Origin of the sequence: Pseudomonas sp. 58 R 3 (assembly GCF_900006605.1) — a bacterium.
Classification (GTDB): domain Bacteria; phylum Pseudomonadota; class Gammaproteobacteria; order Pseudomonadales; family Pseudomonadaceae; genus Aquipseudomonas; species Aquipseudomonas salomonii.
In genome coordinates this window covers 180,633-203,912 of the sequence record NZ_CVTT01000085.1, presented here as the reverse complement: position 1 = coordinate 203,912, position 23,280 = coordinate 180,633, and the positions used below count along the sequence as shown (strand labels likewise).

The window sequence follows — 23,280 nt, the reverse complement described above, 5'->3', positions numbered from 1 at the left end:
TTCATCAGAGGTCACGACTTCATGCCCTTTTCCGCCCTGAACCTTGCACGCGCTATTGCCCTTGCTGTTGGCGTAGCCAGTTCGCCCTTTACCTTGGCAGCCACTCCCTTCAAGTTCGAACTCGACGCGGCCAATGACCCGTGGCATTACGAGCCTCCGGCCGAGATCGTCCCCCTCGACAGCTACTTCAACCAGGCGACGACTCATAACGGCCAGCAACTGGCCGCGGTGCTTAAACCTGCATTGCAACGTGCACTGCAAGCCGGCGACCTGACCTCGGAAGAAATCAAAAGCCTGCAAAAAGCCGCTGACGCCCTGTCCCAACAACCAGGCGGCCTGGGTGCGACGTTCGAGCAGTTGGCAGGCAGCCAGAATGCCAACTTGGCGGGCGCGACCCAAAACGCCACCGCGCACATCAGCCACTCATTGCTCTCAACCCTGCGCACGCTGCCCAACGATGGCGACGGCCACTTTTGGATGCAAGGCCTGGGCAACGGCGGCAAGCTCGATAAACAAGGCGGCGGTGACGGTCTCAAGCACGACACCAAAGGCTTGATGCTGGGCGCCGATTGGGCCGTGGGTGACGCCTGGCGAGTCGGTGTAATGGGTGCCAGGTCCACCAGCGAGCTGCAAGCTCAACGTTTCAAAGGCGAGCTCGACAGCTTGCACCTGGGCGGCTATGCCGTGCGTCAGGACGGCCCATTGGCCCTGCGGCTGGGGGCGTTCTACAGCGATCACGCGGGCAAGAACAAACGTGACGTCAACTTGCTCGGCTTCAAGGAGCAACTCCAGGGCAACTATAACGCTCAAAGCCAAACGGTGTTTTCAGAGCTGGGTTACCAATTGGGCAGTGCCGACCTACACGTAGAGCCCTTTGCAGGCCTGGGCTATCAGCGCTATCACCGCGACAGGTTCAAAGAAAAGGGCGGTTTGACCGCGCTGAACGTCGGCTCACAGACCCAGCAAAACCTGAACAGCACCGTTGGCCTGCGGCTGGCCACGGTGTACCGGTTCGACAATCGGATGAGCCTCACACCCCACCTGAGTACCCATTGGAAGCACCTCTACGGAGAAGTTGACAGCCAAGTGCGCCAATCCTCTCGCGCCGCACCGGGGGTCATCGACAGCTTCACCGTCACCGGCTCCTCGCTGGATCGCAATAGCCTCGGCATGCAAGCCGGCCTCGACCTCGCCTTGTCGACCGAACACAGTGTCGGCCTGACCTACAGCGCCCAAGCCGGTACCCAGAGCCGCAGCCAGGGCCTGACGGGCGAGTGGAAGATGAATTTTTAAACCGCGCTGATCGGTAAATTTCAGGCAAAAAAAAGGGGGGCACCTGCCCCCCCGAGGATTAAGCGGTAGTGTCGAAGGCTGTATCAGCCTTCGATTTCAATCAGGATTTCGCCAGGGTTGACCCGGTCGCCCTTGGCCACATGAACGGCGGTTACCTTACCGGCAATCGCTGCCTGCACTTCGGTTTCCATCTTCATGGCCTCGGTAATCAGCACCGCCTGGCCGGCTTTGACCACGTCGCCTTCCTTGACCAACACGTCGACGATGTTGCCCGGCATCGCCGTGCTGACATGGCCCGGCTCGGTTGCATGCTTGCGCTTGCTGCCGCCGCTGCTGACAAACTCGTTGAGCGGTTCGAACACCACTTCTTCGGGCATGCCGTCGATGGACAGGTAGAAGTGCCGCTTGCCTTCGGCTTTCACGCCGACACCGGTGATGTCCACACGGTAGCTTTCGCCGTGCACGTCGATGACGAACTCGGTCGGCACGCCTTCGCCACCGGCACGGGCTACACCGCCGGCTTCGGGGATCGGCAACAGCACTTCAGGTGTGAGGGTGCCGGCGTCACGTTCTTCGAGGAACTTGCGCCCGATGTCCGGGAACATGGCGTAGGTCAGCACGTCTTCTTCGGACTTGGCCAATGCGCCGATTTCGCCGCGCAGCTTGGTCATCTCCGGCTTGAGCAGGTCGGCCGGGCGATGGTCGATCACCTCTTCGCTACCAATAGCCTGGCGACGCAGCTTCTCGTTCACGGTGCCCGGCGCCTTGCCGTAGCCGCCTTGCAGGTAGAGCTTCACTTCGTTGGTGATGGTTTTGTAGCGCTCGCCGGCCAGCACGTTGAAGAACGCCTGGGTGCCGACGATCTGCGAGGTCGGCGTGACCAGCGGCGGGAAGCCAAGGTCTTCACGCACGCGCGGGATTTCGGCCAGCACTTCGCTCATGCGGTTGAGTGCGCCCTGCTCTTTCAACTGGTTGGCCAGGTTGGAAATCATCCCGCCCGGCACCTGGTTGACTTGCACGCGGGTGTCGACGGCGGTGAATTCGCTTTCGAACTGGTGGTACTTCTTGCGCACGGCGTAGAAGTACAGGCCAATTTCCTGCAGCAGTTCCAGGCTCAGGCCAGTGTCGAATTCGCTGCCTTTAAGGGCGGCAACCATCGACTCGGTGCCGGGGTGGCTGGTGCCCCAGGCGAAGCTGGAAATGGCGGTGTCGATATGGTCGGCACCGTTTTCGATCGCCTTGAGTTGGCACATCGCAGCCAGGCCAGCGGTGTCATGCGAATGGATGAAGATCGGCAGGCTTTGCTCTGCCTTCAACGCCTTGACCAGTTCGCCGGTGGCGTACGGGGTCAGCAAGCCGGCCATGTCCTTGATCGCCACCGAGTCACAACCCATGGCTTCCATTTGCTTGGCCTGGGCCACGAATGCCTCGATGGTGTGCACCGGGCTGGTGGTGTAGGCGATGGTGCCTTGGGCATGTTTGCCGGCAGCTTTGACCGCTTCGATAGCCACACGCAGGTTACGCACGTCATTCATGGCGTCGAAGATGCGGAACACGTCGATGCCATTCACAGCAGCCTTGGCGACGAAGGCTTTGACCACGTCGTCGCTGTAGTGGCGGTAGCCCAGCAGGTTCTGGCCACGCAGCAGCATTTGCAGGCGTGTGTTAGGCAGCGCGGCGCGCAGCTTGCGCAGGCGCTCCCACGGGTCTTCCTTGAGGAAACGCACGCAGGCATCGAAGGTCGCGCCGCCCCAGACTTCCAGGGACCAGTAGCCGACTTTGTCGAGCTTGTCGCAGATCGGCAGCATGTCATCGGTGCGCATGCGGGTCGCCAGCAGCGATTGGTGGGCGTCGCGCAGGATGGTATCGGTTACGAATATTTTTTTGGAAACAGGAGTCTTGGACATTGTTGTATTCCTCACAGGCCTGCGTGGGCGGCGATGGCGGCGGCGATGGCCAGGGCCAGCTCTTCGGGTTTGCGCTTGATCGAGTAGTTGGTCAGCTCAGGGTGGCTTTCCACGAAACTGGTGTTGAACTGGCCGCTGCGGAATTCCGGGTTGCGCAGGATTTCCTGGTAGTAGGCGGCCGTGGTCTTCACGCCTTGCAGGCGCATGTCGTCCAGGGCACGCAGGCCGCGGTCCATGGCTTCTTCCCAGGTCAACGCCCACACCACCAGTTTCAGGCACATGGAATCGTAGAACGGCGGGATGGTGTAGCCGGTGTAGATCGCCGTGTCGGTGCGCACGCCGGGACCGCCGGGCGCGTAGTAACGGGTGATCTTGCCGAAACTTGGCAGGAAGTTGTTCTTCGGGTCTTCGGCGTTGATGCGGAACTGCAACGCGAAACCACGGTGCTGAATGTCTTCCTGTTTCACCGACAGCGGCAGCCCCGATGCGATGCGGATCTGCTCGCGCACGATGTCGATGCCGGTGATTTCTTCGGTGATGGTGTGCTCTACCTGCACGCGGGTGTTCATCTCCATGAAGTACACCTCGCCCTCGGCGAGCAGGAACTCCACGGTGCCGGCGTTCTCGTAACCCACCGCCTTGGCGGCGCGCACCGACAGGTCACCGATGTAGGCGCGCTGTTCCGGGGTCAGTTGCGGGCTGGGAGCAATTTCAATCAGCTTCTGGTTACGCCGTTGGATCGAGCAATCGCGCTCGAACAGATGCACCACATTGCCAAAGCTGTCACCGAGGATCTGCGCCTCGATGTGCTTGGGATTGACGATGCATTTTTCCAGGAACACTTCCGCCGAACCGAACGCCTTGGTGGCCTCGGAAATAACACGGGGGAAGGCTTGTTCAAGTTCTTCGCGACTGTTGCAGCGACGGATACCGCGGCCGCCACCACCGGAGGTAGCCTTGAGCATCACCGGGTAACCAATGCGGTCGCCTTCGGTGAGGGCTTCGGCGATATCGGCGACGTTGCCTTCGGTGCCCGGCGTGACCGGCACACCGGCCTTGATCATGCTGCGGCGCGCTTCGGTCTTGTCGCCCATGCGGCGGATCACTTCGGCCGACGGGCCGATGAACTTGATCCCGCGCTCGGCGCAGATATCTGCCAATTCGGCGTTTTCCGACAGGAAACCATAGCCTGGGTGCAAGGCGTCACAACCGGTTTCCACGGCCAGGTTCACCAGCTTGCGCGGGTTCAGGTAACCGGCCAGCGGTTCGGCACCAATGCTGTGGGCTTCGTCGGCACGTTTAACGTGCAACGCGTGGCGGTCGGCGTCCGAGTAAACCGCGACCGAGCGAATGCCCATCTCGGCGCAGGCACGCACGATTCGTACGGCAATTTCACCACGGTTGGCGATCAGGATCTTTTTTATCACTTGGAAATTCCCTTGAGCCGATTGCTGCGTTCTACGACCCGTTGGATCCGAGTCGGCGCGTGACCAAATGTTTCATGACAGTCGCGAGACACACACTATGCGCACCGAAGGATTAACAAAAATCAATAATTATTGGGTTGTGTATAAGTAAAGACTTATAGTTGGCCGAACGGCCCAGGGCGAGAGGATTTAAATAATGCGTAAGTCATTGATGCGTATGACATTGCGTCAATTGCAGATCTTCAATGAAGTGTGTGATTTACGATCCTACAGCCGCGCCGCCGAGGAAATGTCTCTCACCCAACCCGCCGTAAGCCTGCAAATTCGCCAGCTTGAAGAGCTGATCGGCCAGCCGCTGTTCGATTACGTCGGCAAAAAGCTCTACATGACTGAAGCCGCCGAGGCCTTGCAGCGCGCCAGCCGGGACATTTTCGGGCGCCTGGAAAACCTCGATATGCAGCTGTCGGACATGCAGGGCTCACTGCAAGGCCAACTGAAACTGGCGGTGGAATCCAGCGCCAAGTACTTCGTGCCGCACCTGTTCGCAGCCTTTAAACGCCAGCACCCGGAGGTGCAGTTGCACCTCACGGTGGTTAACCGCACCCAGGTGATTCGCAGGCTTTCGGACAACCGTGATGACTTGGTGATCATGTCCATGGTGCCTCAGGACATGGGCCTGGAATTCCTGCCGTTCCTGAACAACCCGATTGTCGCCGTGGCGCCGCTCGACCACCCGCTGAGCCTGAAAGGGCCGCTGCGCCTTCAAGATCTGGAACCCTACACGCTGCTCATCCGCGAACCAGGCTCCGGCACGCGGCTGGCCTGCGAGGAGTACTTCAAGGAAAAACGCGTGCACTTCACCCAGACGGTGGAAGTAGCCTCGGCCGAGGCGCAGCGCGAATGCGTCAGCGCAGGGTTGGGCGTGGCGTTGCTGACGCGCCACGCAGTCAACCTGGAGCTGGCCACCGGCGGGCTCAAGGAGCTGCCGGTGGAAGAACTGCCGCTGTACCGCAGTTGGTGCCTGGTGCAGGCCAAAGCCAAACGCCTGTCACCGGTGGCCCATGCGTTCCTGGGCTTTATTCGCAGCGAACGCGTACAGATCAGCGCGCTGGCTGAGCGCTTCGCTGGGCAGCCGCGGGTGCCTGCCAGTGGAGTTCCGGGTAGTCACTGATGCTCTGGAGCAGTTGGCGCTCCTCACAGCGGTCTTCGATTGCGCGACGGAACGCCATGCGGCGCTGATCTTCTTGCTGACGACGGGTTTTGACGGTGCTGCTGTCTTCGTAGTGCCGGGCCATTTCGAGTCTCCCAATGCGAGTACGGGGAGTACAGAATGGGGGCAAGGGATGACGTTTTGGCGGCGCGAGGGTTACAGGACGATGAATCTTCTGAACTGATCGTTCCCACGCTCTGCGTGGGAATGCAGCCTTGGACGCTCCGCGTCCCGCGACGCAGAGCGTCGCAAGAGACACCCCCACGCAGAGCGTGGGAGCGACAAACCCACTAATCGTCGAGGGCTTTGACGGACTTGGGCGACAACCGCAGGCTGCGCAAGCTGCGCTTCACGCTCTTGAGGTGGTTGACCAGGCTCGGCCCGCGCGCCATGGCCACGCCCATCGCCAGCACGTCGATCACCACCAGATGCGCAATACGCGAGGTCAGCGGCGTGTAGATCTCGGTGTCTTCGTGCACGTCGATCGCCAGGTTGACCGTGGACAGCTCCGCCAACGGCGTCTGGCTCGGGCACAGGGTGATCAACGAAGCGCCGCTTTCACGCACCAGGTTGGCGGTGATCAGCAGGTCTTTGGAGCGCCCGGACTGGGAAATGCAGATGGCCACGTCGGTCGGCTTCAAGGTCACCGCCGACATCGCCTGCATGTGCGGGTCGCTATAGGCCGCAGCGGTGAGCAGCAGGCGGAAGAATTTGTGCTGGGCATCAGCGGCGACGGCACCCGAAGCACCAAAACCATAAAACTCTACGCGCTGGGCCTGGGACATGGCGGTCACGGCCTTTTGCAGCTCAACCGGATCGAGTTTCTCGCGCACTTCCATCAGCGTGTGCAAGGTGGTGTCGAAGATTTTCAGGCTGTAGTCGGCGACGGAGTCGTCTTCATGGATCGCAAACTGCCCGAAGCTCGCACCGGCCGCCAGGCTTTGCGCCAGCTTGAGTTTCAAGTCCTGGAACCCGGAACAACCGATGGCACGGCAAAAGCGCACGATGGTCGGCTCACTGATGCCCACGCTGTGGGCCAGGTCGGCCATGGAACTGTGCATCACGGCCGCAGGGTCAAGCAGCACGTGATCGGCAACCTTGAGTTCCGATTTGCGTAACAGGTGGCGCGACTGGGCGATATGTTGCAACAGGTTCAAAGGGCAGGACTCTTGTTATTGGCAGACGCCAGGGATGTAGCAAGCTTGTAGTTATACTACAAGAATTACCGTTTTGCCCGCCCGATGCATCACTAAATCGCCCTGATGCCCTTTGAATCAGCGGGCAGCCGCCTTGTAGCCACAGGGGCGGCGTGGCGGTCTTTAAGGAACGTCTGCATTTTTTCGTAATAAATCTGCCAACCCTTCAGCGGCCATCGGCCGGCTGATCAGGTAACCCTGTACTTCATCGCAGCGTTCGCCGCGCAGGAAATCCAGCTGCTGCTGGTCTTCCACACCTTCGGCCACCACCTTGAGCGCCAGCCCGTGGGCCATGGCGATGATTGCACGAGTGATGGCCGCATCTTCCCGGCCCTGGCCAAGCCCACGGATAAACGTCTGGTCGATCTTCACGTAATCCACGGGGATGCGCTTGAGGTAGCTGAGGGACGAATACCCGGTGCCGAAGTCATCGATGGCCAACTTCACGCCCAAATCGCGCAATTGCTGGAAGGTCGCAATAATGTGCTCAACGCTGTCGAGCAATTGGCTTTCGGTCAGCTCCAGCTCCAGGTATTGCGGGTCCAGGCCGGTTTCTTCGAGCACTTGGCGCACCAGGCTGACCAACTTGCCCTGACGCAGTTGGTGCACGGAAAGGTTTACCGACACGCGGATCGGCGCCAGCCCCTGGCGCTGCCACTCGCACGCCTGCCAGCAAGCCTGGCGCAGCACGAATTCGCCCAGCGGCACGATCAGGCCGGTTTCCTCGGCCAAACCGATAAAGTCCCCCGGCGGCACCATGCCCCACTGCGGGTGCTCCCAACGCACCAGCGCCTCGGCGGCGTTCAGCTTGCCCGTGGCCAGGCACAGTTTCGGTTGATAGAACACCGTGAGCTGGCGTTCGTCGATGGCCTTGCGCAGGTGGTTTTCCAGCTGCAAACGTTCCAGCGTGCTGGCTTGCAGACTGTCGGTGTAGAACTGGAAATTGTTGCCGCCCAAATGCTTGGCGTGCTGCATGGCCATGTTCGATTGGCTGACCAGCGCAGAAATTTCCCGCGCATTGTCCGGCAGCAAGCTGACGCCCATTGAGGCGCTGACCACCAGCTCATGCCCCTCCACCGTCACCGGCACCCGCAACTTGGCGAGCAGCCGCGTGGCCACCCGTGCCAGGCTCGACAGGCTGCCGTAGGCATCGAACAGCACGGCAAACTCATCACCGGACAGGCGTGCGATGGTGTCGGCTTCGGGCAAGGCATTGATCAGACGGCGGGCCATTTTCTGCAACAGTTGGTCGGCGACTTCATGGCCGAGGCTGTCGTTGAGCAGCTTGAAGCGGTCCAGGTTGATATGCAGCAGCGCCAGGCTGCGCCCGCCCTGCCGCACCCGCGCATGCGCCTCACGCAGGCGTTCGCGAAACAGCGAACGGTTGGCCAGGCCCGTCAGCTCGTCATAGTGAGTGAGGTAGCGCATGCGCTCCTCGGATTCACGCCGCGCCGACAAATCGGCGAAGAAGCCCACAATATGGCTCACTTTTCCCCGAGCATCGCGCACTACATTCAATTGCAGCCACTGCGGGTACAGCTCGCCGTTCTTGCGCGTTTCCACCAACTCGCCCTGCCAGGTGCCATGGCTGAGCAGGGCCTGGCGGATCACCGGGAAGTGGCGGCGGGCGTCGCGACTGCTGGGCAGTTCGACAACATTGCGGCCGATCATGTCGTCGATTTCAAAGCCGGTGACACGGCTGAAGGCCTGGTTGACGGCGATCAGCACGTACTGGGGGTCCAGAATTACGATGCCTTCGCTGGCCGCTTCGAACACCGTCGAGGCTAGGCGTTGCTGCTCCTCCAGGGCCTTGTCGGCGCTGATGTCGCGGCGCGTGCCGAGCATGCGCGTAACGCGGCCGCCGGGCGTGCGCTCCACGGCGCGGCCACGGTCTTCGATCCACACCCAATGGCCGTCGCCATGGCGCACGCGGTATTCCACCTGGTAATCCTCGCTGCGCCCCTTGAGGTGCTCCACCAGCGCGCGCTTGAGCAGCGGCAGGTCTTCGGGGTGCAGGCGCGGCTTGAGGTGGCTGAGCATCGCCGTGACGTACTCGGGCTCCAGGCCAAACAACTCTTTGAGCTGGGTGTGATGCACCTCGTCGGTTTGCAGGTTCCAGTCCCACAGGCCCAACTCACTGGCTTGCAGGGCCATGGCCAGGCGCGCTTCACTTTTATTCAGGGCCAGGCTGGCAGCGTCCAGCTCCTGGCTGCGTTGCGTCACGCGGTCTTGCAGGCCGATTTGGGCGTCGCGTAATTCCTGTTCGGCCTGGCGACGTTGGCCGACTTCGCGCACCAGTGCCTGATTCAACTGCTCGCTGCGTTGCTGCGCCTGCTGAAGATGCTCGATCAGCGCCTGGTTCTGAAAACGTCGCAACAAGCCGCGCTGGATCAGGCGGTTGACCTGCCAGGCCACCAGGCTCAACGAGGCCAGCAGGATCAGGCCAAGCACGCCCCAGCCTTGTTGCTGCGCAGTGCCGTTCCAGAACAGATAGACAATCGCCGGCACCAGACACGGCACGGCAAAGGACAGGAACGCCGGCAAACTCACGGCATAGGCCACGCTGGCCGATAGCGTCGCGGCGCCGATCAGGCCGAACACCCAGGCCTGCTGCATAAAGCTGTCCGCCGGCACCAGGGCGATGGCGGCGGTGGCCAGGGTCAAGCCACTGACCGCCGAGCCGAGCATGAACATGCGCCGCCAGATCGGCAGGGCCTGGCGGCTGGGCATCGCCGAATCGAACGCCGCCACCTGGATCACACGCAGGGCCACCAGGGCGAGCAGCCAGACCAGCCAGATGCTGTCCAACAGGTATTGCTTGGGGTTCCACAGCAACCAGGCGCAGACCAGGCCGTTGACCAGCATCAATAACGTCGGCAGCAAGGAGCCTTGATACAACAGGCGAGTGCGTTCGACCGCCATCTCGGTTGCGTAATGTTTACGGATGACCTGCGCGGGCGCCACCGAGGGGCCAAACAGATCGGGACTGAGGGTCATAGGCAGTGTTCTTATAATGGTGAGCCCGAAACGTGGACGGAGCATACACAAGCAAACGCTTGGGCCAAACTGCTCCAAGTCATAAAAACCCCACGGTTTTTACCCGCAAACTTCGCGGCCAAAGCGCTTGAGCTAGACAGTGCGCGGGCTGTGGGCCATGACCAACCGGTCATCACCGCCAGCAGAATGTTTGCGCGGCCAGGATCGCCCGGAATGTTTTGTATCGACCACCCGGCATTGGGATTTGCCCGACTCCCCGCAGCACCCTAGAATGCGCCGATGCGCGATGATCTCTCCCTTTTGCTGAACTCTCTCAACGATGCCCAACGCCAGGCTGTCGCAGCCCCCGTTGGCCGTCAGTTGGTCCTGGCCGGTGCTGGCTCCGGTAAAACCCGAGTGCTGGTGCACCGTATCGCCTGGTTGATCCAGGTCGAGAACGCGTCCCCGCATTCCATCTTGTCGGTGACCTTTACCAACAAGGCTGCTGCCGAGATGCGCCATCGCATCGAACAGTTGATGGGCATCAGCCCGGCCGGCATGTGGGTAGGCACCTTCCACGGCCTGGCGCATCGTCTGTTGCGGGCGCACTGGCAGGAAGCAGGCCTGGCCCAGACCTTCCAGATTCTCGACAGCGATGACCAGCAACGCCTGGTCAAGCGGGTGATCCGCGAGCTGGGCCTGGACGAGCAACGCTGGCCGGCGCGTCAGGCGCAATGGTTTATCAACGGCCAGAAAGACGAAGGCCTGCGCCCGCAACATATCCAGGCCAGCGGCGATTTGTTCCTGGCCACCATGCGCAGCATTTATGAAGCCTACGAGGCCGCCTGCGTGCGCGCCGGCGTGATCGACTTCTCCGAGCTGCTGCTGCGCGCCCTCGACCTGTGGCGCGACAACCCAGGCTTGCTGGCCCATTACCAGAAACGCTTCCGGCACATTCTGGTGGACGAGTTCCAGGACACCAACGCCGTGCAGTACGCCTGGTTGCGCCTGCTGGCCAAAGGCGGCGACAGCCTGATGGTCGTAGGCGACGACGACCAGTCGATCTACGGCTGGCGCGGCGCGAAAATCGAGAACATCTACCAGTATTCCGACGACTTCCCGGACGCGGTCACCATCCGTCTGGAACAGAACTATCGCTCCACCGCCGGCATCCTCAAGGCCGCCAACGCCTTGATCGCCAACAACACCGGGCGCATGGGCAAAGAACTGTGGACCGACGGCGGCGAAGGCGAAGCGATCAACCTGTACGCCGCGTTCAATGAACACGACGAAGCGCGCTACGTGGTGGAAACCATCGAAAGCGCGTTGAAAACCGGCCTGGCGCGCAGTGATATCGCGATTCTGTACCGCTCCAACGCCCAATCGCGGGTGCTGGAAGAAGCCTTGCTGCGCGAGCGCATTCCGTACCGCATCTATGGCGGCCAGCGCTTCTTCGAGCGTGCCGAAATCAAGAACGCCATGGCTTACCTGCGCTTGCTGGAAGGCCGTGGCAACGATGCGGCGCTGGAGCGGGTGATCAATATCCCGGCGCGTGGCATCGGTGAGAAAACCGTTGAAGCGATTCGCGACCACGCCCGCCACGCCGATGTGTCGATGTGGGAATCCATGCGCCTGCTGATCGCCAACAAGGGCCTGACCGGGCGTGCTGCCGGGGCGCTGGGCGTGTTTGTCGAGCTTATCGAGAACCTGGCGGCCAAGTGCGCAGAAATGCCGCTGCACTTGATGACCCAGACCGTCATCGAGCAGTCCGGCCTGATCGCCTATCACGAAGCGGAAAAAGGCGAAAAAGGCCAGGCCCGGGTAGAAAACCTTGAGGAACTGGTCAGCGCCGCCCGCGCCTTCGAAAACACCGAGGAAGATGAAGAGCTGACGCCGCTCGCCGCCTTCCTCGGCCATGCGTCGCTCGAAGCCGGTGATACCCAGGCCGATGAGCATGAGGACAGCATTCAGCTGATGACCTTGCACAGCGCCAAGGGCCTGGAATTTCCGTATGTGTTCCTGGTGGGCATGGAAGAAGGTCTGTTCCCGCACAAGATGAGCCTGGAAGAGCCCGGCCGCCTTGAGGAAGAACGCCGCCTGGCCTACGTGGGCATCACCCGCGCCATGCAGAACCTTGTGATGACCTACGCCGAGACCCGACGCCTGTACGGCAGCGAAACCTACAACAAGGTGTCGCGCTTCGTACGTGAAGTGCCGAAAGGTCTGATCCAGGAAGTGCGCTTGTCCAACAGCGTCAGCCGACCGTTCGGCGGCGGCCAGCAGCAGAACTCCAGCAGCATGTTCACCGGTTCCGAAATACCGGAAACTCCGTTCAGCCTTGGCCAGCAGGTCAAGCATGCGATCTTCGGTGAAGGTGTAATCCTTAACTTCGAAGGCGCCGGCGCCCAGGCACGGGTGCAGGTGAACTTCGCCGAAGGCAGCAAGTGGCTGATGATGGGTTACGCGAAGCTCGAAGCTGTCTGACGAGGGCGCTTCATGATCGTTCCCACGCTCCGCGTGGGAATGCATCAAGTGACGCTCTGCGTCACACCTTCAAAGCGGGACGCGGAGCGTCGCAGGCGGCGTTCCCACGCAGAGCGTGGGAACGATCTGCGGTGGTGCCCTTGTTTTTAAGCAGCGCGGGCCAATATCTGAGATAAGTCCTACAGGCCATTCTGAATCGGTCTTACGCAAAAGCCCGAAACATTATGTCGCTAGCCACTGTCACGACACCTGTGCAACATGGCGCGCGTGCAATCCACAAATGGGAATTCCCTTTATGAAACGTTTTCTTAGCATCGCCATGGCGTTGTGCATCGGCCTGACGATGAGCCTCGACGCCAACGCCAAGCGCTTCGGTGGCGGCAAAAGCATGGGCTCGGCTCCGACTCACCAGACCAGCCAAATGGCTCCATCCGCCGGTGGCATGGGCGGCGCAGCGGCGACCGCTGGTGCAGCCGGTGCCGCTGGCGCTGCTGCCAAGGCCGGCGGTGCTTCGCGCTGGTTAGGCCCTCTGGCCGGTATCGCCGCCGGTGGCCTGCTCGCTTCCATGTTCATGGGCGGCGGCTTCCAGGGCATGCAGATCTTCGACATCCTGATCCTGGCGGTCATCGCCTTTGTGATTTTCCGCTTTATCGCCGCCCGTCGACGCAAGCAGCAGGAGCACCTGGCTCCCGCCGGCGCGCCGATGCAGCGTGAAGTGTTCGAGCAAAAACCAGCCATGGGCTCGATCTTCGGTGGTTCGGCAGCACCTGCCGCCGCCCGTCCGGTGATCAATGCGCCGGCCTGGTTCAACGAAGAGCGTTTCGTCGAAGCGGCCCGCAGCCACTTCCAGTCCCTGCAGCAGCACTGGGACGCCAACGAAATGGACAAGATCGCCGAGTTCGTGACCCCGCAACTGCTGGAGTTCCTCAAGCGCGAACGGGCCGAAATCGGCGATGCGTTCCAGTCGACTTACATCGACGACCTGCGCGTGCAGCTGGATGGTGTGGATGATCGCGCCGACAAGACCATCGCCACCCTGACCTTCAGCGGTGTGTCGAAGACCTCGCGCTTCGACCAGGGCGAAGTGTTCAGCGAAAGCTGGAACATGGAACGCCCGCAAGGCGAGAACCAGCCTTGGCTGGTCGCCGGTATCCGCCAGAACGGCTGATAGCCGCACGCTTGAGCACTTGGTAATAAAAACCCCGGACATGTTCCGGGGTTTTCTATTTCGCGGTTGCACTTATAGCGAGCTACTGTATAAAACGCCCTATTAACCGCGCCAACTAGCAAGAGGATTCCGGCCGTGGAAGAAATCATCGAACAATTGCGTGAAGCCAACGAACCGGTCCCGGTTCCTCTGGAGCTGCCTGACGAAGACCAACTGGTGGAAATCGAGGAACAACTGTTCATCGACATCCCGTTTGTCTTCCGTGAATTCCTGTTGACCGTCAGCGACGTGGTGTACGGCAGCCTGGAACCGGTGACCGTCACCGACCCGCAGTCCCACACCTACCTGCCGGACGTTGCCGCCAACGCCTGGGACGCCGGTGTAGACCGCAGCATGATCCCGATCTGCCAGGACGGCGATGACTACTACTGCGTCGAAGAAGACGGCACCGTGGTGCTGTGGTCGGGCGAAGAGGAACTGGTCACCGAAGAAACCTGGGAGTCGGTGTGGCACTGGGCGCGGGACGTCTGGCTGGAAAGCTGAGCCCCGCTCCGGCCTCTAGTGCTCAGGCGTATCTTTGTGGTTATCCAGGGTCTCCAGCAAGGCGACCTGCATCCGCGTATGCACGCGGATGAACCACCGCCAGAGCACCGCCGCCACCGCCGCCGTGACCACGGCAATCAGTACCAGCAACTTGTTGGTCGGCAATATACTGGCCGACAAGGCTGCCAATAGCAGGAAGATCACCAGCAGCGACAGGATCGGAATCAGCTCCGCGATCACCCGTCGCACACGCTGAGTATGCCGCCCGGCCATCTCCGGTTTCACACTCATCTCCGCCAGCAGCATCGACAGCGCCTTGAGCTTGCGGTACGCCGCAATCAGAAACGGCAGCGACAGCAGCAACGCCCCACCCCAGATCAATGCCTTCTGCCAGCTCGGATCATTGACCCAGCCTTCCAGATACCCGCCAATGCGCGCCGCGAAGAAGCTGCCGGCAAAGAAGATCGCGATCACCAATGCCAGGTTCACGCCCACTTGCAGGATGATCTTGCGAATCATCGACGCCAGCATCGCGCCCTCACCTTGAGGCTGAATGCTGCGCAACCATTCGCCATACAGACCGAACACCCGGCTCATGCGCTTGGGCATTACCGCGGCAATCTTCAACGACAACGGGTCAGCGCCACGAATCAGGTACGGCGTGAGCAGTGTGGTAATCGCCGAAACCGCCACCGCCACCGGATAGAGAAAGTCGCTGGTCACCTGCAAGGTCATCCCCAGCGCTGCGATGATGAAGGAGAACTCGCCAATCTGTGACAGCCCCATGCCCACGCGCAGTGAGGTGCGGCCATCATTGCCGGCAATAAACGCCCCGAGGCCGCAGGACAGCATCTTGCCCAGCACCACCGCCACGGTAATCACCGCGATTGGCCAGGCGTACTGCAGCAGGATCTGCGGGTCGATCATCAAGCCGATGGCGACAAAGAAGATCGCGCTGAACATGTCGCGAACCGGTTCGATCAGGCGCTCAATTTTAATTAACTGGCGGGATTCGGCCATGATCGCGCCGATCAGGAACGCGCCCAGCACCATGCTGTATTCGAGCTTGACCACCAGCAGGCAGAAGCCGAAACACAGGCCCAACACGGTAATCAGCAGCATCTCGTTACTTTCAAACCTGGCCACATAGGCCAGCAGGCGCGGCACCAGCAAAATGCCGATCACCAACGCCACAATCATGAACAGCGACAGCTTGCCGACCGTGGAGAACACCTCGCCGGAACTCACCGTGCCGCTGACGGCGATGCTCGACAGCAGGGCAATGATGCCGATGCCCAGGATGTCCTCGACGATCAGCACACCAAAAATCAGCTGGGCAAAACGCTGGTTCTTCATCTTCAGGTCATTGAGGGCCTTGACGATGATGGTGGTCGAAGAAATCGCCAGGATCGCGCCGAGGAACAGCGAATCCATGGTGTTCCAGTCGAACCAGCGGCCGATCTCGTAGCCGATCCAGATCATCAGGATGATTTCCAGGAAGGCCGCGATAAACGCCGTGGCGCCGACCTTGAACAACTTGCGCAGGCTGAACTCCAGGCCGAGGCAAAACATCAGGAAGATCACTCCGAGCTCAGCCAGGGTCTTGATGGTGTCTTCGTCGTGGATCAGGCCGAACGGTGGCGTGTGAGGACCGATGATGAACCCGGCGACGATATACCCCAGCACCACCGGCTGCTTGAGGCGGTGAAACAGGATGGTGACAACCCCTGCCACCAACATGATCACGGCCAAGTCCTGGATAAAGCTGATGGCGTGCATGGCGAGGGGCTCCTTGAGGGTACTGGCGCTTTTCCCACTTCCGCAGGCGCCCTTGGACAGTCGCGAAGCGCGGAAGGAAAAGTCTGCCTTGATCGTAAGAAATGCCCTGAGATGGGCTTTTGAAGGTTAACACCGGGACTTCCGGCAGAAAGCCGGTGCAATATATGGAAACAGATCGGCATTCGCGTGACGGCAAGCCGCCCATCGGCGTCCCGTTAGGGAGAGCGCTGTAAAGATTCCAGCACCCGTAGAGGTGTCCCCCAACCAATGCCTACAACCCGTGAGTGTGCTATGGAACCCGGAAACGCCCAGCTGTCGATGACGGTATTGATGACCCCTGACATGGCCAACTTCTCAGGCAATGTGCACGGCGGCACCCTGCTCAAGTACCTCGACGAAGTGGCCTACGCCTGCGCGAGCCGTTACGCGGGCCGTTATGTGGTCACGCTGTCGGTCGACCAGGTGATTTTTCGCGAGCCGATTCATGTCGGCGAGCTGGTGACCTTCCTGGCCTCGGTCAACTACACCGGCAACACATCAATGGAAGTGGGCATCAAGGTGGTGACCGAAAACATCCGCGAGCGCTCGGTGCGCCATACCAACAGCTGCTTCTTCACCATGGTGGCCGTGGACGACCAGCGCAAACCCGCCGCCGTACCGCCGCTGCAGCCGCAGAACAGCGAAGACAAGCGCCGGTTTGTACAGGCGCAGCAGCGTCGGCAGATCCGTCAGGAGCTGGAGAAGCGTTACCAGGAAATCAAGGCCGACGGGCCATAAATCCCGAGCTGTAAACCCAATCGAATGTGGGAGCCGGCTTGCCTGCTCCCACATTGGGTTTTGTGTGCTTACAGGCCGATGGGTGTTGCTTCAAAGCGCACACGCGGATGCGCGATACGATCCTGAGCCCGCACCAGCTCCAGTTCGTAACTGGCGCAGGCCTGGGTTTCCAGCAGCACTTCATGCACCGCTGCGGCGGTGAATTCGAAGGCCGCCAGCAGGCTGTCGCCCAACAGCACACGCGCCAGGAACAACCCCGACGTCAGGTCGCCCACGCCCACCGGCTGACGCGGAAACGCCAGCAACGGCCGGCGCAAGTGCCAGCTGCCTTCTGCTGTGACCAGCAGCATTTCGAAACCCTCCGGCAGCTTGCCCGGATAATCCAGGTGTTTGACCAATACCGCCTTCGGCCCACGGGCCAGCAGCGCCTTGGCCATCGCCAGGCAATCGAACAGCGATTGCGGCTTGCGCCCGGCAAAGCTATCCAGCTCCAGTTGGTTGGGGCACAGGAAATCCGCCATGGCCGCCGCCTCGTCCAACAGGAAATCGCTCACGTCCTGAGGCACGATGCAGCCCTTTTCCGGATGGCCCATGACGGGGTCGCACAGGTACAGGGCTTTAGGGTTAATGGCCTTGATACGTGCCACGCCGGTCAAAATCGCGCGGCCCTGATCGGCACTGCCCAAGTAGCCGGACAGCACCGCGTCGCAGTTACCCAGCTCGCCAATCGCGGCTATGCCTTCTACCAGCGCCGGAATTTGCTGCGGCGCCAGCACTTCGCCCGCCCACTGGCCATACTGAGTGTGATTGGAGAACTGCACGGTGTTCAGCGGCCAGACGTTCACCCCGACCCGCTGCATGGGGAACACGGCGGCGCTGTTTCCGGCGTGGCCAAAGACCACATGAGACTGGATCGCAAGCAGATGAGGTGTGCGTTTCATGCGGGAGATTTCCGTAAAGCCGTTAGAATTCTGGCCGCGCAGTATGCGACTAAACGCAGCCTGTACGACAGACCAACGACACAGTTAAGCTGCTCTCACTTTGTTGGAGTTCATCGCATGCTGACCCTGGGAAACATCTTCGTATTGATGCTGTTGGCGACCGGTGCCGCCTGGGTATGGCACAACCACGGCCTGCGCGAAAAGGCGCTGGAGCGGGTCAAGCAGCATTGCGCCAAGCTCGATATCGAACTGCTTGACGGTGCAGTGGCGCTCAAACGCATCGGGTTTGTGAAAGATGCCAATGGTCGGCGCCGCTTGGCGCGCATTTATAACTTTGAGTTCACTGTGACCGGCGAAGCCCGTCATCCTGGGACTATCACTCAGTTCGGCGCCCACAGCGCGCAGATCGAATTGGCGCCCTACCCGTTCGAAATCAAAACGCCGCTGCCCAGTGCCGAAGTCATCGAGCTGAGCCAATGGCGCCAGGACCACGCCAGCAAGACCCGTCACTGACGGCAGGCGGCCAGCGCGCTCTGTAGCCCAGCCACGTCCTGTGGCTGGCTGAAAATCAATTCGATACGTGAATCGCGGCGCCACTCGCTGGGTTGCCAGGTGAGTGGACTATTATCCACAGCGTTAGCCGATACCCAGGTAGCGCCGCTGTGGATAACCAGCTTGGCCCGGCGCCAATCAAGGCCTGACAGCCAGCTGTGCAGGCGCGCAATGTCGAACGACTGGCTCGGATGCCAGCGCCAACCGATACTCCAGCCGCCTTCCTGAGACTGGCTCAAGCAAATGGGCAACGCAGGCTCCGTCCAGATCGCCGGCATCTGTGCCAGGCCTTTGTGCACCTCGAAGTTATCCACCGCTGCGCCAGCCTGTGTATTCAGACCGGGCAATTGCGTCAGGGGCAATTGCGCCTGGCGGGTCCAGTAAATCGGGCAAGCAGGGAGTTGCTGTTTTATGGCCTGGCGCTGTGAGCCATCCAACGCTTCATCTTTGTTCAGTACCAGCAAACCGGCGCTGGCCAGCACTTCCTGCTGTGCCTGCGGCAATGCTTTGCCCGCTGCCAACGCTTGGGCGTCCAATACCAACACACAGGGCTGAACCGCGAGCACGCCCTGCCATGGCGCCTCGCGCAACTGTTTGAGCAATTGCGCCGGGTGGCCCAGGCCCGAGGGCTCGATAAACAGCCGATCCGGCTTGGCCTTACGCAGCAGGCGGCCAAGCCCTACCTGGAACGGTGCACCATTCACACAGCACAAGCAGCCACCGGCCACTTCGCCCAGGGCAATGCCGTCGTCGTCCTGGGTGAGTAATGCGGCGTCCAGGCCGATTTGCCCGAACTCATTGATCAACACGGCCCAGCGCTCGTTGGCCGGGCGTTGGGCCAGCAGGTGTTTGATCAGGCTGGTCTTGCCGGCGCCCAAAGGCCCGGCAATCACGTGGGTGGGAATGTTCTGCAGCATGGGGCTTCATTCAGGCCGAGTAGAGCGCTTGATCCTACGCGGTTACGCGAGCCAATCCAGCGTCAGGATCAATCGGCGCTCGTCGGCCTTGAGCGCGGGTGAACGATGGATCAAGCCATGGTTCTCGTTGCCGTGCCATTTTGTGCCCTTGAGCAGGGCCACTTCACCGCAGTGGACCTGCTCGATACACTCGGTGGGTTCCGCGTCGGGCTGGCTGAGCTTACGACGGTCCATCACGCCTTCGCGCAGCCACTGGCTGCCGATGCCGGCGTAGGTGGTGATCAGTCGAACCGGCACATGGTCGACGTGAAAGCGCGGGCACATGGCCTTGTCCAGCAGCCGCAAACGCACGCCAATCCTTTTGGCGCCGAGCAGGCAAGCAAACGCGCTGACCAGCCAGGACACATCGGCAATAAAGCCTTCGTAGCCTTCAAGATCGCGGCAGCTGGAGGCCAAACCTTGCAAATTCGGCACAGCGTCTTCGTTGTCGAGCTCAATCACCATGGAATCGGCCAACGGCTCATTGAGCGCCACCAGCAAGGCGCCGAATTCTGCGATATGCAGGGGCAACTGGCGCTGCCACAGCGTCAGGTTGACGTCGTTTTCGAGGATGTCCGACAGCGCCAGCGGGGTTTCACCACGGGTCTGCCGGATCACCGGGCGTAAGGGAATTACCGGGGCCAGCATCAGGCTACCTGCTCATACCAAGGGCCAAAGGGGTCGGCCAACTGGCGCCAACCTTCGACGCCCTGGGCCATTTCTTCATCATTAAGCAAGCATGCGTCCAGCTCGGCGCGCATCTGCGCGAAGTCGATGTTCTGCCCGATAAACACCAGTTCCTGGCGGCAGTCGCCGGTGCTCAATTGCCAGTTGCCCATGATCGCCGCCACGCTTTCCTCATCCTGAGGCCACTGGCTTTTCGGCACAAAACGCCACCAGCGCCCGGCAAAGCCGTGGCGCATCAAGCCACCGGCCTGGGACCAACTGCCCGCATCCTGATGCTTGCTCGCCAGCCAGAAAAAGCCCTTGGAGCGCAGCAATTTGCCGTTCACCCAAGGGCGGTCGATAAAGTCGAAGAAGCGTTGCGGATGAAACGGGCGACGCGCGCGGTAAGCGGTGGAGGCGATGCCATATTCTTCGGTTTCCGGCACGTGTTCACCGCGCAACTCCTGCAACCAGCCCGGCGCTTGCGCTGCGCGTTCGAAGTCGAAGCGGCCGGTGTTGAGAATCTTGTTCAGCGGCACTTCGCCCATCACCATCGGAATGATTTCCGCCTGCGCATTGAGGCGCTCAAGGATGGCCATCAACTCCTCGCGTTCGCGGCTGCTGATCAGGTCGATCTTGCTGATCAGAATCACGTCGGCGAATTCGATCTGCTCGATCAGCAGGTCAGTGATGGAACGCTCGTCGTCTTCGCCCAGGGTTTCACCCCGGGAAGCCAGGCTTTCGGCAGCTTGGTAATCGAGCAGGAAGTTCATGCCGTCGACCACGGTGACCATGGTGTCCAGGCGCGCGATGTCGGCCAGGCTTTGCTCGTTTTCATCACGAAACGTGAAGGTTTCGGCCACGGGCAGCGGCTCGGAAATACCGGTGGATTCGATCAACAGGTAATCGAAGCGACCTTCCTTGGCGAGCTTTGTGACTTCTTCCAGCAAGTCCTCACGCAAGGTGCAGCAGATGCAGCCGTTGCTCATCTCCACCAGTTTTTCTTCGGAGCGATTCAGGGTGACGTCGCGCTGCACCTCGCTGCCGTCGATATTGATTTCACTCATGTCGTTGACGATCACCGCCACCCGCAGGTTTTCGCGGTTGCGCAGAACGTAGTTGAGCAGCGTGCTTTTACCGGCGCCGAGGAAGCCGGACAGCACGGTAACGGGAAGGCGATTGGTCATCAGGTAGTCCTCATCAGGGTTGGCCGGTCAAATCGCCCGTTTATGGCGTTCGCGCAGCTCTTCACGTTCTTTGGCTTCGATACACAGGGTGGCGGTAGGACGCCGCAGCAGGCGTTGCAGGCCGATAGGCTCGCCGGTTTCGCGGCACCAGCCGTATTCGCCGCGGGCCAGCAGTTCCAGGGCATCGTCGATCTTGTCCAACAGCTTTTTTTCACGCTCAAGCAAGCGCAGTTGCCATTGGCGCTGTTCTTCGGCGCTGCCGATATCCGCCAGGTCGCTGTTGGTTTCCTGCTCACGCAGCAGCAAAAACTCGGCCTCGATACGCGCCTGCAATTCGTCGCGCTGGGTCAGCAGCAGCGCTCGGAAGAAACCTTGCTGAGCGTCATTCATGTAGTCAGCGGGCGGTTGGGCCAGAAGGTCTTGTTCAGTCATGGGAAGCGGTTCACGGGTCAGGCTGTTTTTTAATGTTATAGTATAACAATACAAATAAGCCAATCCCCGCTTGCTCGCCACGACGAAGGGCGCAATGCTGGAACACGTTCTTGCCCGAGAGGTGTTATGAAAACCCTGGTGTGTGCCCTGTTACTGGGCGTGGCAGGCACTGCCTGCGCGCAAACGCCGAGCCTGCTGGCGAACTGCACGCGCAGCGCCAACTTGCTGGCCTGTGTAGACCCGCTGGGCAACGCCTACAGCGTGGCGACGGCTGGCAGCACCACGTATTTGCGCGGCTTTGAAGTGATCGGCAAACGCTATTGGGCACAGACCAGCAGTCGCTACGGGCAACTGACGTTCTTTACCGGGTTGGCGTCCGATGGTGAGGCGTGGGTCGGCTACACGCGCCGCGTGGGCTGGACCACCATCAACCGGTTTTCCAGTTCAGGTGGCGCCAGCGCCAAGTTCACCTGCAGCCGTATAGCCGGCTGTTAGACCTGGCCGCTCTTCTGTTCCTGAACCCAGGCCATGTAGCTGTTCATCGGCGGGTTCTTCTCGAAGTATTTTTTCAGGCCGTCGAACAGCCCATCCGCCACGGCTTGTTGATGACGCGCCGTCACCAGCCGCTGAGCGTCCTGGGTGTTGGAGATAAACCCGGTTTCCACCAGGATCGACGGCACGTCGGGTGATTTGAGCACCGCAAACCCGGCTTGCTCCACGCGCTTCTGGTGCAGCGTGGTGATGCTTTGCAGGCTGCCCAGCACCGAGCTGCCCAGTTGCAGGCTGGAGGCGATGGTGGCGTTCATCGACATATCGAGAATCACCCCAGCCAGCATCGGGTCCTTGTCCTTGAGGTTGAGCAAGGTGGTGGCGCCCAGCAGGTCGGCGCCGTTCTCGCGCTGCGCCATAAAGCGCGCGGTGGCGGAGGTGGCGCCGCCTTCCGACAACGCATACACCGAAGCGCCGGATGCGGTAAGGCGCGGCGCGGCGTCGGCATGCACCGAGATAAACATATCGGCCTTGTGCTGACGGGCGATATCCACGCGCTTGCGCAGCGGCACAAAGAAGTCATCGTTGCGCACCAGCTTCACGTCAAAGCCCTTCTCGCGCTTCAAGCGTTTGGCCAGCAGTTGGGCGATGGACAGCACCACGTCTTTTTCGCGCTGGCCCTTGGAGCCGATGGCGCCAGGGTCTTTGCCGCCGTGGCCGGGGTCGACCACCACAATGATGTCGCGCTTGGGGTGCGCTTTATCTACTGGAGCCACCAGCGGCGCCGGCTGCGCAGCAATCTGGCGCGGCGCGTGGGTGGCGCTGGTCAGGTCGAGCACCAGCCGATGGCCTTGGCCATCCTGCGGCGGCAATAGAAAGCTGTTGAGCTGCATCGGCGAGGCCAGGTCCAGCACGATACGGGTATCGCTCTTGCCGAAATGCCCAGAACGAATCGAAGTAATCCCACTGTTTTTGAGCGCCAACTGCGAAAAATCACCACTGAGCCCGGCGCCGCTCAGGTCGATGATCACACGCTCCGGCGACGTCAGGGAGAAGGTCTTGTATTGCACCGGGCCGCTGAGGTCGAACACCAGCCGCAGTTTGTCGTCGGAGCGCCACAAGCGCGCATTACGAATCTGTGTGGCAAACGCCCCCAATGGAAAGGTGAACAGAGGGCTGACCAGCAGCAGATTGAGAAGCTGACGTCTGTGCATGAAAAACACCGCAAATAAAGGAGCGTCCCTGCTCGACATGACTGAAGAAAGACTGGAGCAGAAAAATCATCGTCGACTTAATG

At 60.9% G+C, this 23,280-nt stretch carries 20 protein-coding genes; 8 read left to right on the top strand and 12 right to left on the bottom strand.

Annotation, left to right across the window (positions count from 1 at the left end; genetic code table 11):
* Positions 1–21 precede the first annotated feature (21 nt).
* Complete coding sequence (locus tag BFP92_RS28590) at positions 22–1,293, top strand: autotransporter outer membrane beta-barrel domain-containing protein (protein WP_065932058.1); 1,272 nt, start codon at positions 22–24, stop codon at positions 1,291–1,293.
* An 83-nt stretch (positions 1,294–1,376) separates the two neighbouring features.
* On the opposite strand, the gene oadA is transcribed toward BFP92_RS28590, so the two are convergent.
* Together oadA and BFP92_RS28580 are read right to left on the bottom strand one after the other, a co-directional pair.
* On the bottom strand, positions 1,377–3,200 hold the full coding sequence (gene oadA, locus BFP92_RS28585) for a sodium-extruding oxaloacetate decarboxylase subunit alpha (RefSeq protein WP_056860900.1): 1,824 nt from the start codon (positions 3,198–3,200) through the stop codon (positions 1,377–1,379).
* A gap of 11 nt (positions 3,201–3,211) precedes the next feature.
* Complete coding sequence (locus tag BFP92_RS28580; protein ID WP_003213442.1) at positions 3,212–4,627, bottom strand: acetyl-CoA carboxylase biotin carboxylase subunit; 1,416 nt, start codon at positions 4,625–4,627, stop codon at positions 3,212–3,214.
* A 196-nt stretch (positions 4,628–4,823) separates the two neighbouring features.
* On the opposite strand from BFP92_RS28580, the gene BFP92_RS28575 reads away from it, so the two are divergent.
* A complete protein-coding gene (locus BFP92_RS28575) occupies positions 4,824–5,798 on the top strand; it encodes a LysR family transcriptional regulator (RefSeq protein WP_065932057.1) in 975 nt (324 codons plus the stop codon).
* Here BFP92_RS28575 and BFP92_RS32250 read toward each other — a convergent pair.
* The 3 genes from BFP92_RS32250 to BFP92_RS28560 form a co-directional block, all read right to left on the bottom strand.
* Entirely contained in the window at positions 5,728–5,922 is a 195-nt protein-coding gene (locus BFP92_RS32250; protein ID WP_074854535.1) for a PA3496 family putative envelope integrity protein, read from the bottom strand. The two genes, BFP92_RS28575 and BFP92_RS32250, sit on opposite strands and share 71 nt — an antisense overlap.
* A 205-nt stretch (positions 5,923–6,127) precedes the next feature.
* Positions 6,128–6,994, bottom strand: coding sequence for a transcriptional regulator HexR (gene hexR, locus BFP92_RS28565; RefSeq protein WP_003177007.1), 867 nt, complete (start codon positions 6,992–6,994; stop codon positions 6,128–6,130).
* Between the two features lie 162 nt (positions 6,995–7,156).
* Complete coding sequence (locus BFP92_RS28560) at positions 7,157–10,030, bottom strand: putative bifunctional diguanylate cyclase/phosphodiesterase (protein ID WP_065932055.1); 2,874 nt, start codon at positions 10,028–10,030, stop codon at positions 7,157–7,159.
* A 279-nt stretch (positions 10,031–10,309) separates the two neighbouring features.
* Here BFP92_RS28560 and uvrD point away from each other — a divergent pair, with 279 nt between their 5' ends.
* The 3 genes from uvrD to BFP92_RS28545 all read left to right on the top strand — a co-directional run bounded on the left by uvrD (position 10,310) and on the right by BFP92_RS28545 (position 14,204).
* Entirely contained in the window at positions 10,310–12,493 is a 2,184-nt protein-coding gene (gene uvrD, locus BFP92_RS28555; protein ID WP_065932054.1) for a DNA helicase II, read from the top strand.
* A gap of 295 nt (positions 12,494–12,788) precedes the next feature.
* Entirely contained in the window at positions 12,789–13,661 is an 873-nt protein-coding gene (locus BFP92_RS28550) for a Tim44 domain-containing protein (protein WP_056860905.1), read from the top strand.
* A 135-nt stretch (positions 13,662–13,796) separates the two neighbouring features.
* Positions 13,797–14,204 (top strand): SMI1/KNR4 family protein, encoded by a 408-nt coding sequence (locus tag BFP92_RS28545; protein WP_017739032.1) that lies wholly within the window; start codon positions 13,797–13,799, stop codon positions 14,202–14,204.
* Between the two features lie 15 nt (positions 14,205–14,219).
* Here the strand turns inward: BFP92_RS28545 and BFP92_RS28540 are convergent, their stop codons facing one another.
* Entirely contained in the window at positions 14,220–15,983 is a 1,764-nt protein-coding gene (locus BFP92_RS28540; protein WP_065932053.1) for a cation:proton antiporter, read from the bottom strand.
* A 291-nt stretch (positions 15,984–16,274) separates the two neighbouring features.
* On the opposite strand from BFP92_RS28540, the gene BFP92_RS28535 reads away from it, so the two are divergent.
* On the top strand, positions 16,275–16,760 hold the full coding sequence (locus BFP92_RS28535; protein WP_003213461.1) for an acyl-CoA thioesterase: 486 nt from the start codon (positions 16,275–16,277) through the stop codon (positions 16,758–16,760).
* 68 nt (positions 16,761–16,828) lie between these two features.
* On the opposite strand, the gene pdxY is transcribed toward BFP92_RS28535, so the two are convergent.
* Positions 16,829–17,701 (bottom strand): pyridoxal kinase PdxY, encoded by an 873-nt coding sequence (gene pdxY, locus BFP92_RS28530; protein ID WP_065932052.1) that lies wholly within the window; start codon positions 17,699–17,701, stop codon positions 16,829–16,831.
* Between the two features lie 117 nt (positions 17,702–17,818).
* Here pdxY and BFP92_RS28525 point away from each other — a divergent pair, with 117 nt between their 5' ends.
* Positions 17,819–18,214, top strand: a complete 396-nt coding sequence (locus BFP92_RS28525) for a DUF3301 domain-containing protein (RefSeq protein WP_058421086.1) — start codon at positions 17,819–17,821, stop codon at positions 18,212–18,214.
* Here BFP92_RS28525 and BFP92_RS28520 read toward each other — a convergent pair.
* The 4 genes from BFP92_RS28520 to dksA are packed head-to-tail and all read right to left on the bottom strand — an operon-like array spanning position 18,208 to position 21,494.
* On the bottom strand, positions 18,208–19,170 hold the full coding sequence (locus tag BFP92_RS28520; protein WP_065932051.1) for a CobW family GTP-binding protein: 963 nt from the start codon (positions 19,168–19,170) through the stop codon (positions 18,208–18,210). The genes BFP92_RS28525 and BFP92_RS28520 overlap by 7 nt on opposite strands.
* A gap of 42 nt (positions 19,171–19,212) precedes the next feature.
* Entirely contained in the window at positions 19,213–19,857 is a 645-nt protein-coding gene (locus BFP92_RS28515) for a DUF1826 domain-containing protein (RefSeq protein WP_065932050.1), read from the bottom strand.
* Positions 19,857–21,062 (bottom strand): zinc metallochaperone GTPase ZigA, encoded by a 1,206-nt coding sequence (zigA, locus tag BFP92_RS28510; protein ID WP_017135764.1) that lies wholly within the window; start codon positions 21,060–21,062, stop codon positions 19,857–19,859. The genes BFP92_RS28515 and zigA overlap by 1 nt, the downstream gene beginning before the upstream one ends.
* A 27-nt stretch (positions 21,063–21,089) precedes the next feature.
* Complete coding sequence (gene dksA / locus BFP92_RS28505) at positions 21,090–21,494, bottom strand: RNA polymerase-binding protein DksA (protein WP_065932049.1); 405 nt, start codon at positions 21,492–21,494, stop codon at positions 21,090–21,092.
* Positions 21,495–21,620: 126 nt separating this feature from the next.
* Between dksA and BFP92_RS28500 the strand changes: the two genes are divergently transcribed.
* A complete protein-coding gene (locus BFP92_RS28500; protein WP_065932048.1) occupies positions 21,621–21,989 on the top strand; it encodes a glutamine synthetase in 369 nt (122 codons plus the stop codon).
* On the opposite strand, the gene BFP92_RS28495 is transcribed toward BFP92_RS28500, so the two are convergent.
* On the bottom strand, positions 21,986–23,197 hold the full coding sequence (locus tag BFP92_RS28495; protein WP_065932047.1) for an N-acetylmuramoyl-L-alanine amidase: 1,212 nt from the start codon (positions 23,195–23,197) through the stop codon (positions 21,986–21,988). The genes BFP92_RS28500 and BFP92_RS28495 overlap by 4 nt on opposite strands.
* Between the last annotated feature and the right edge of the window lie 83 nt (positions 23,198–23,280).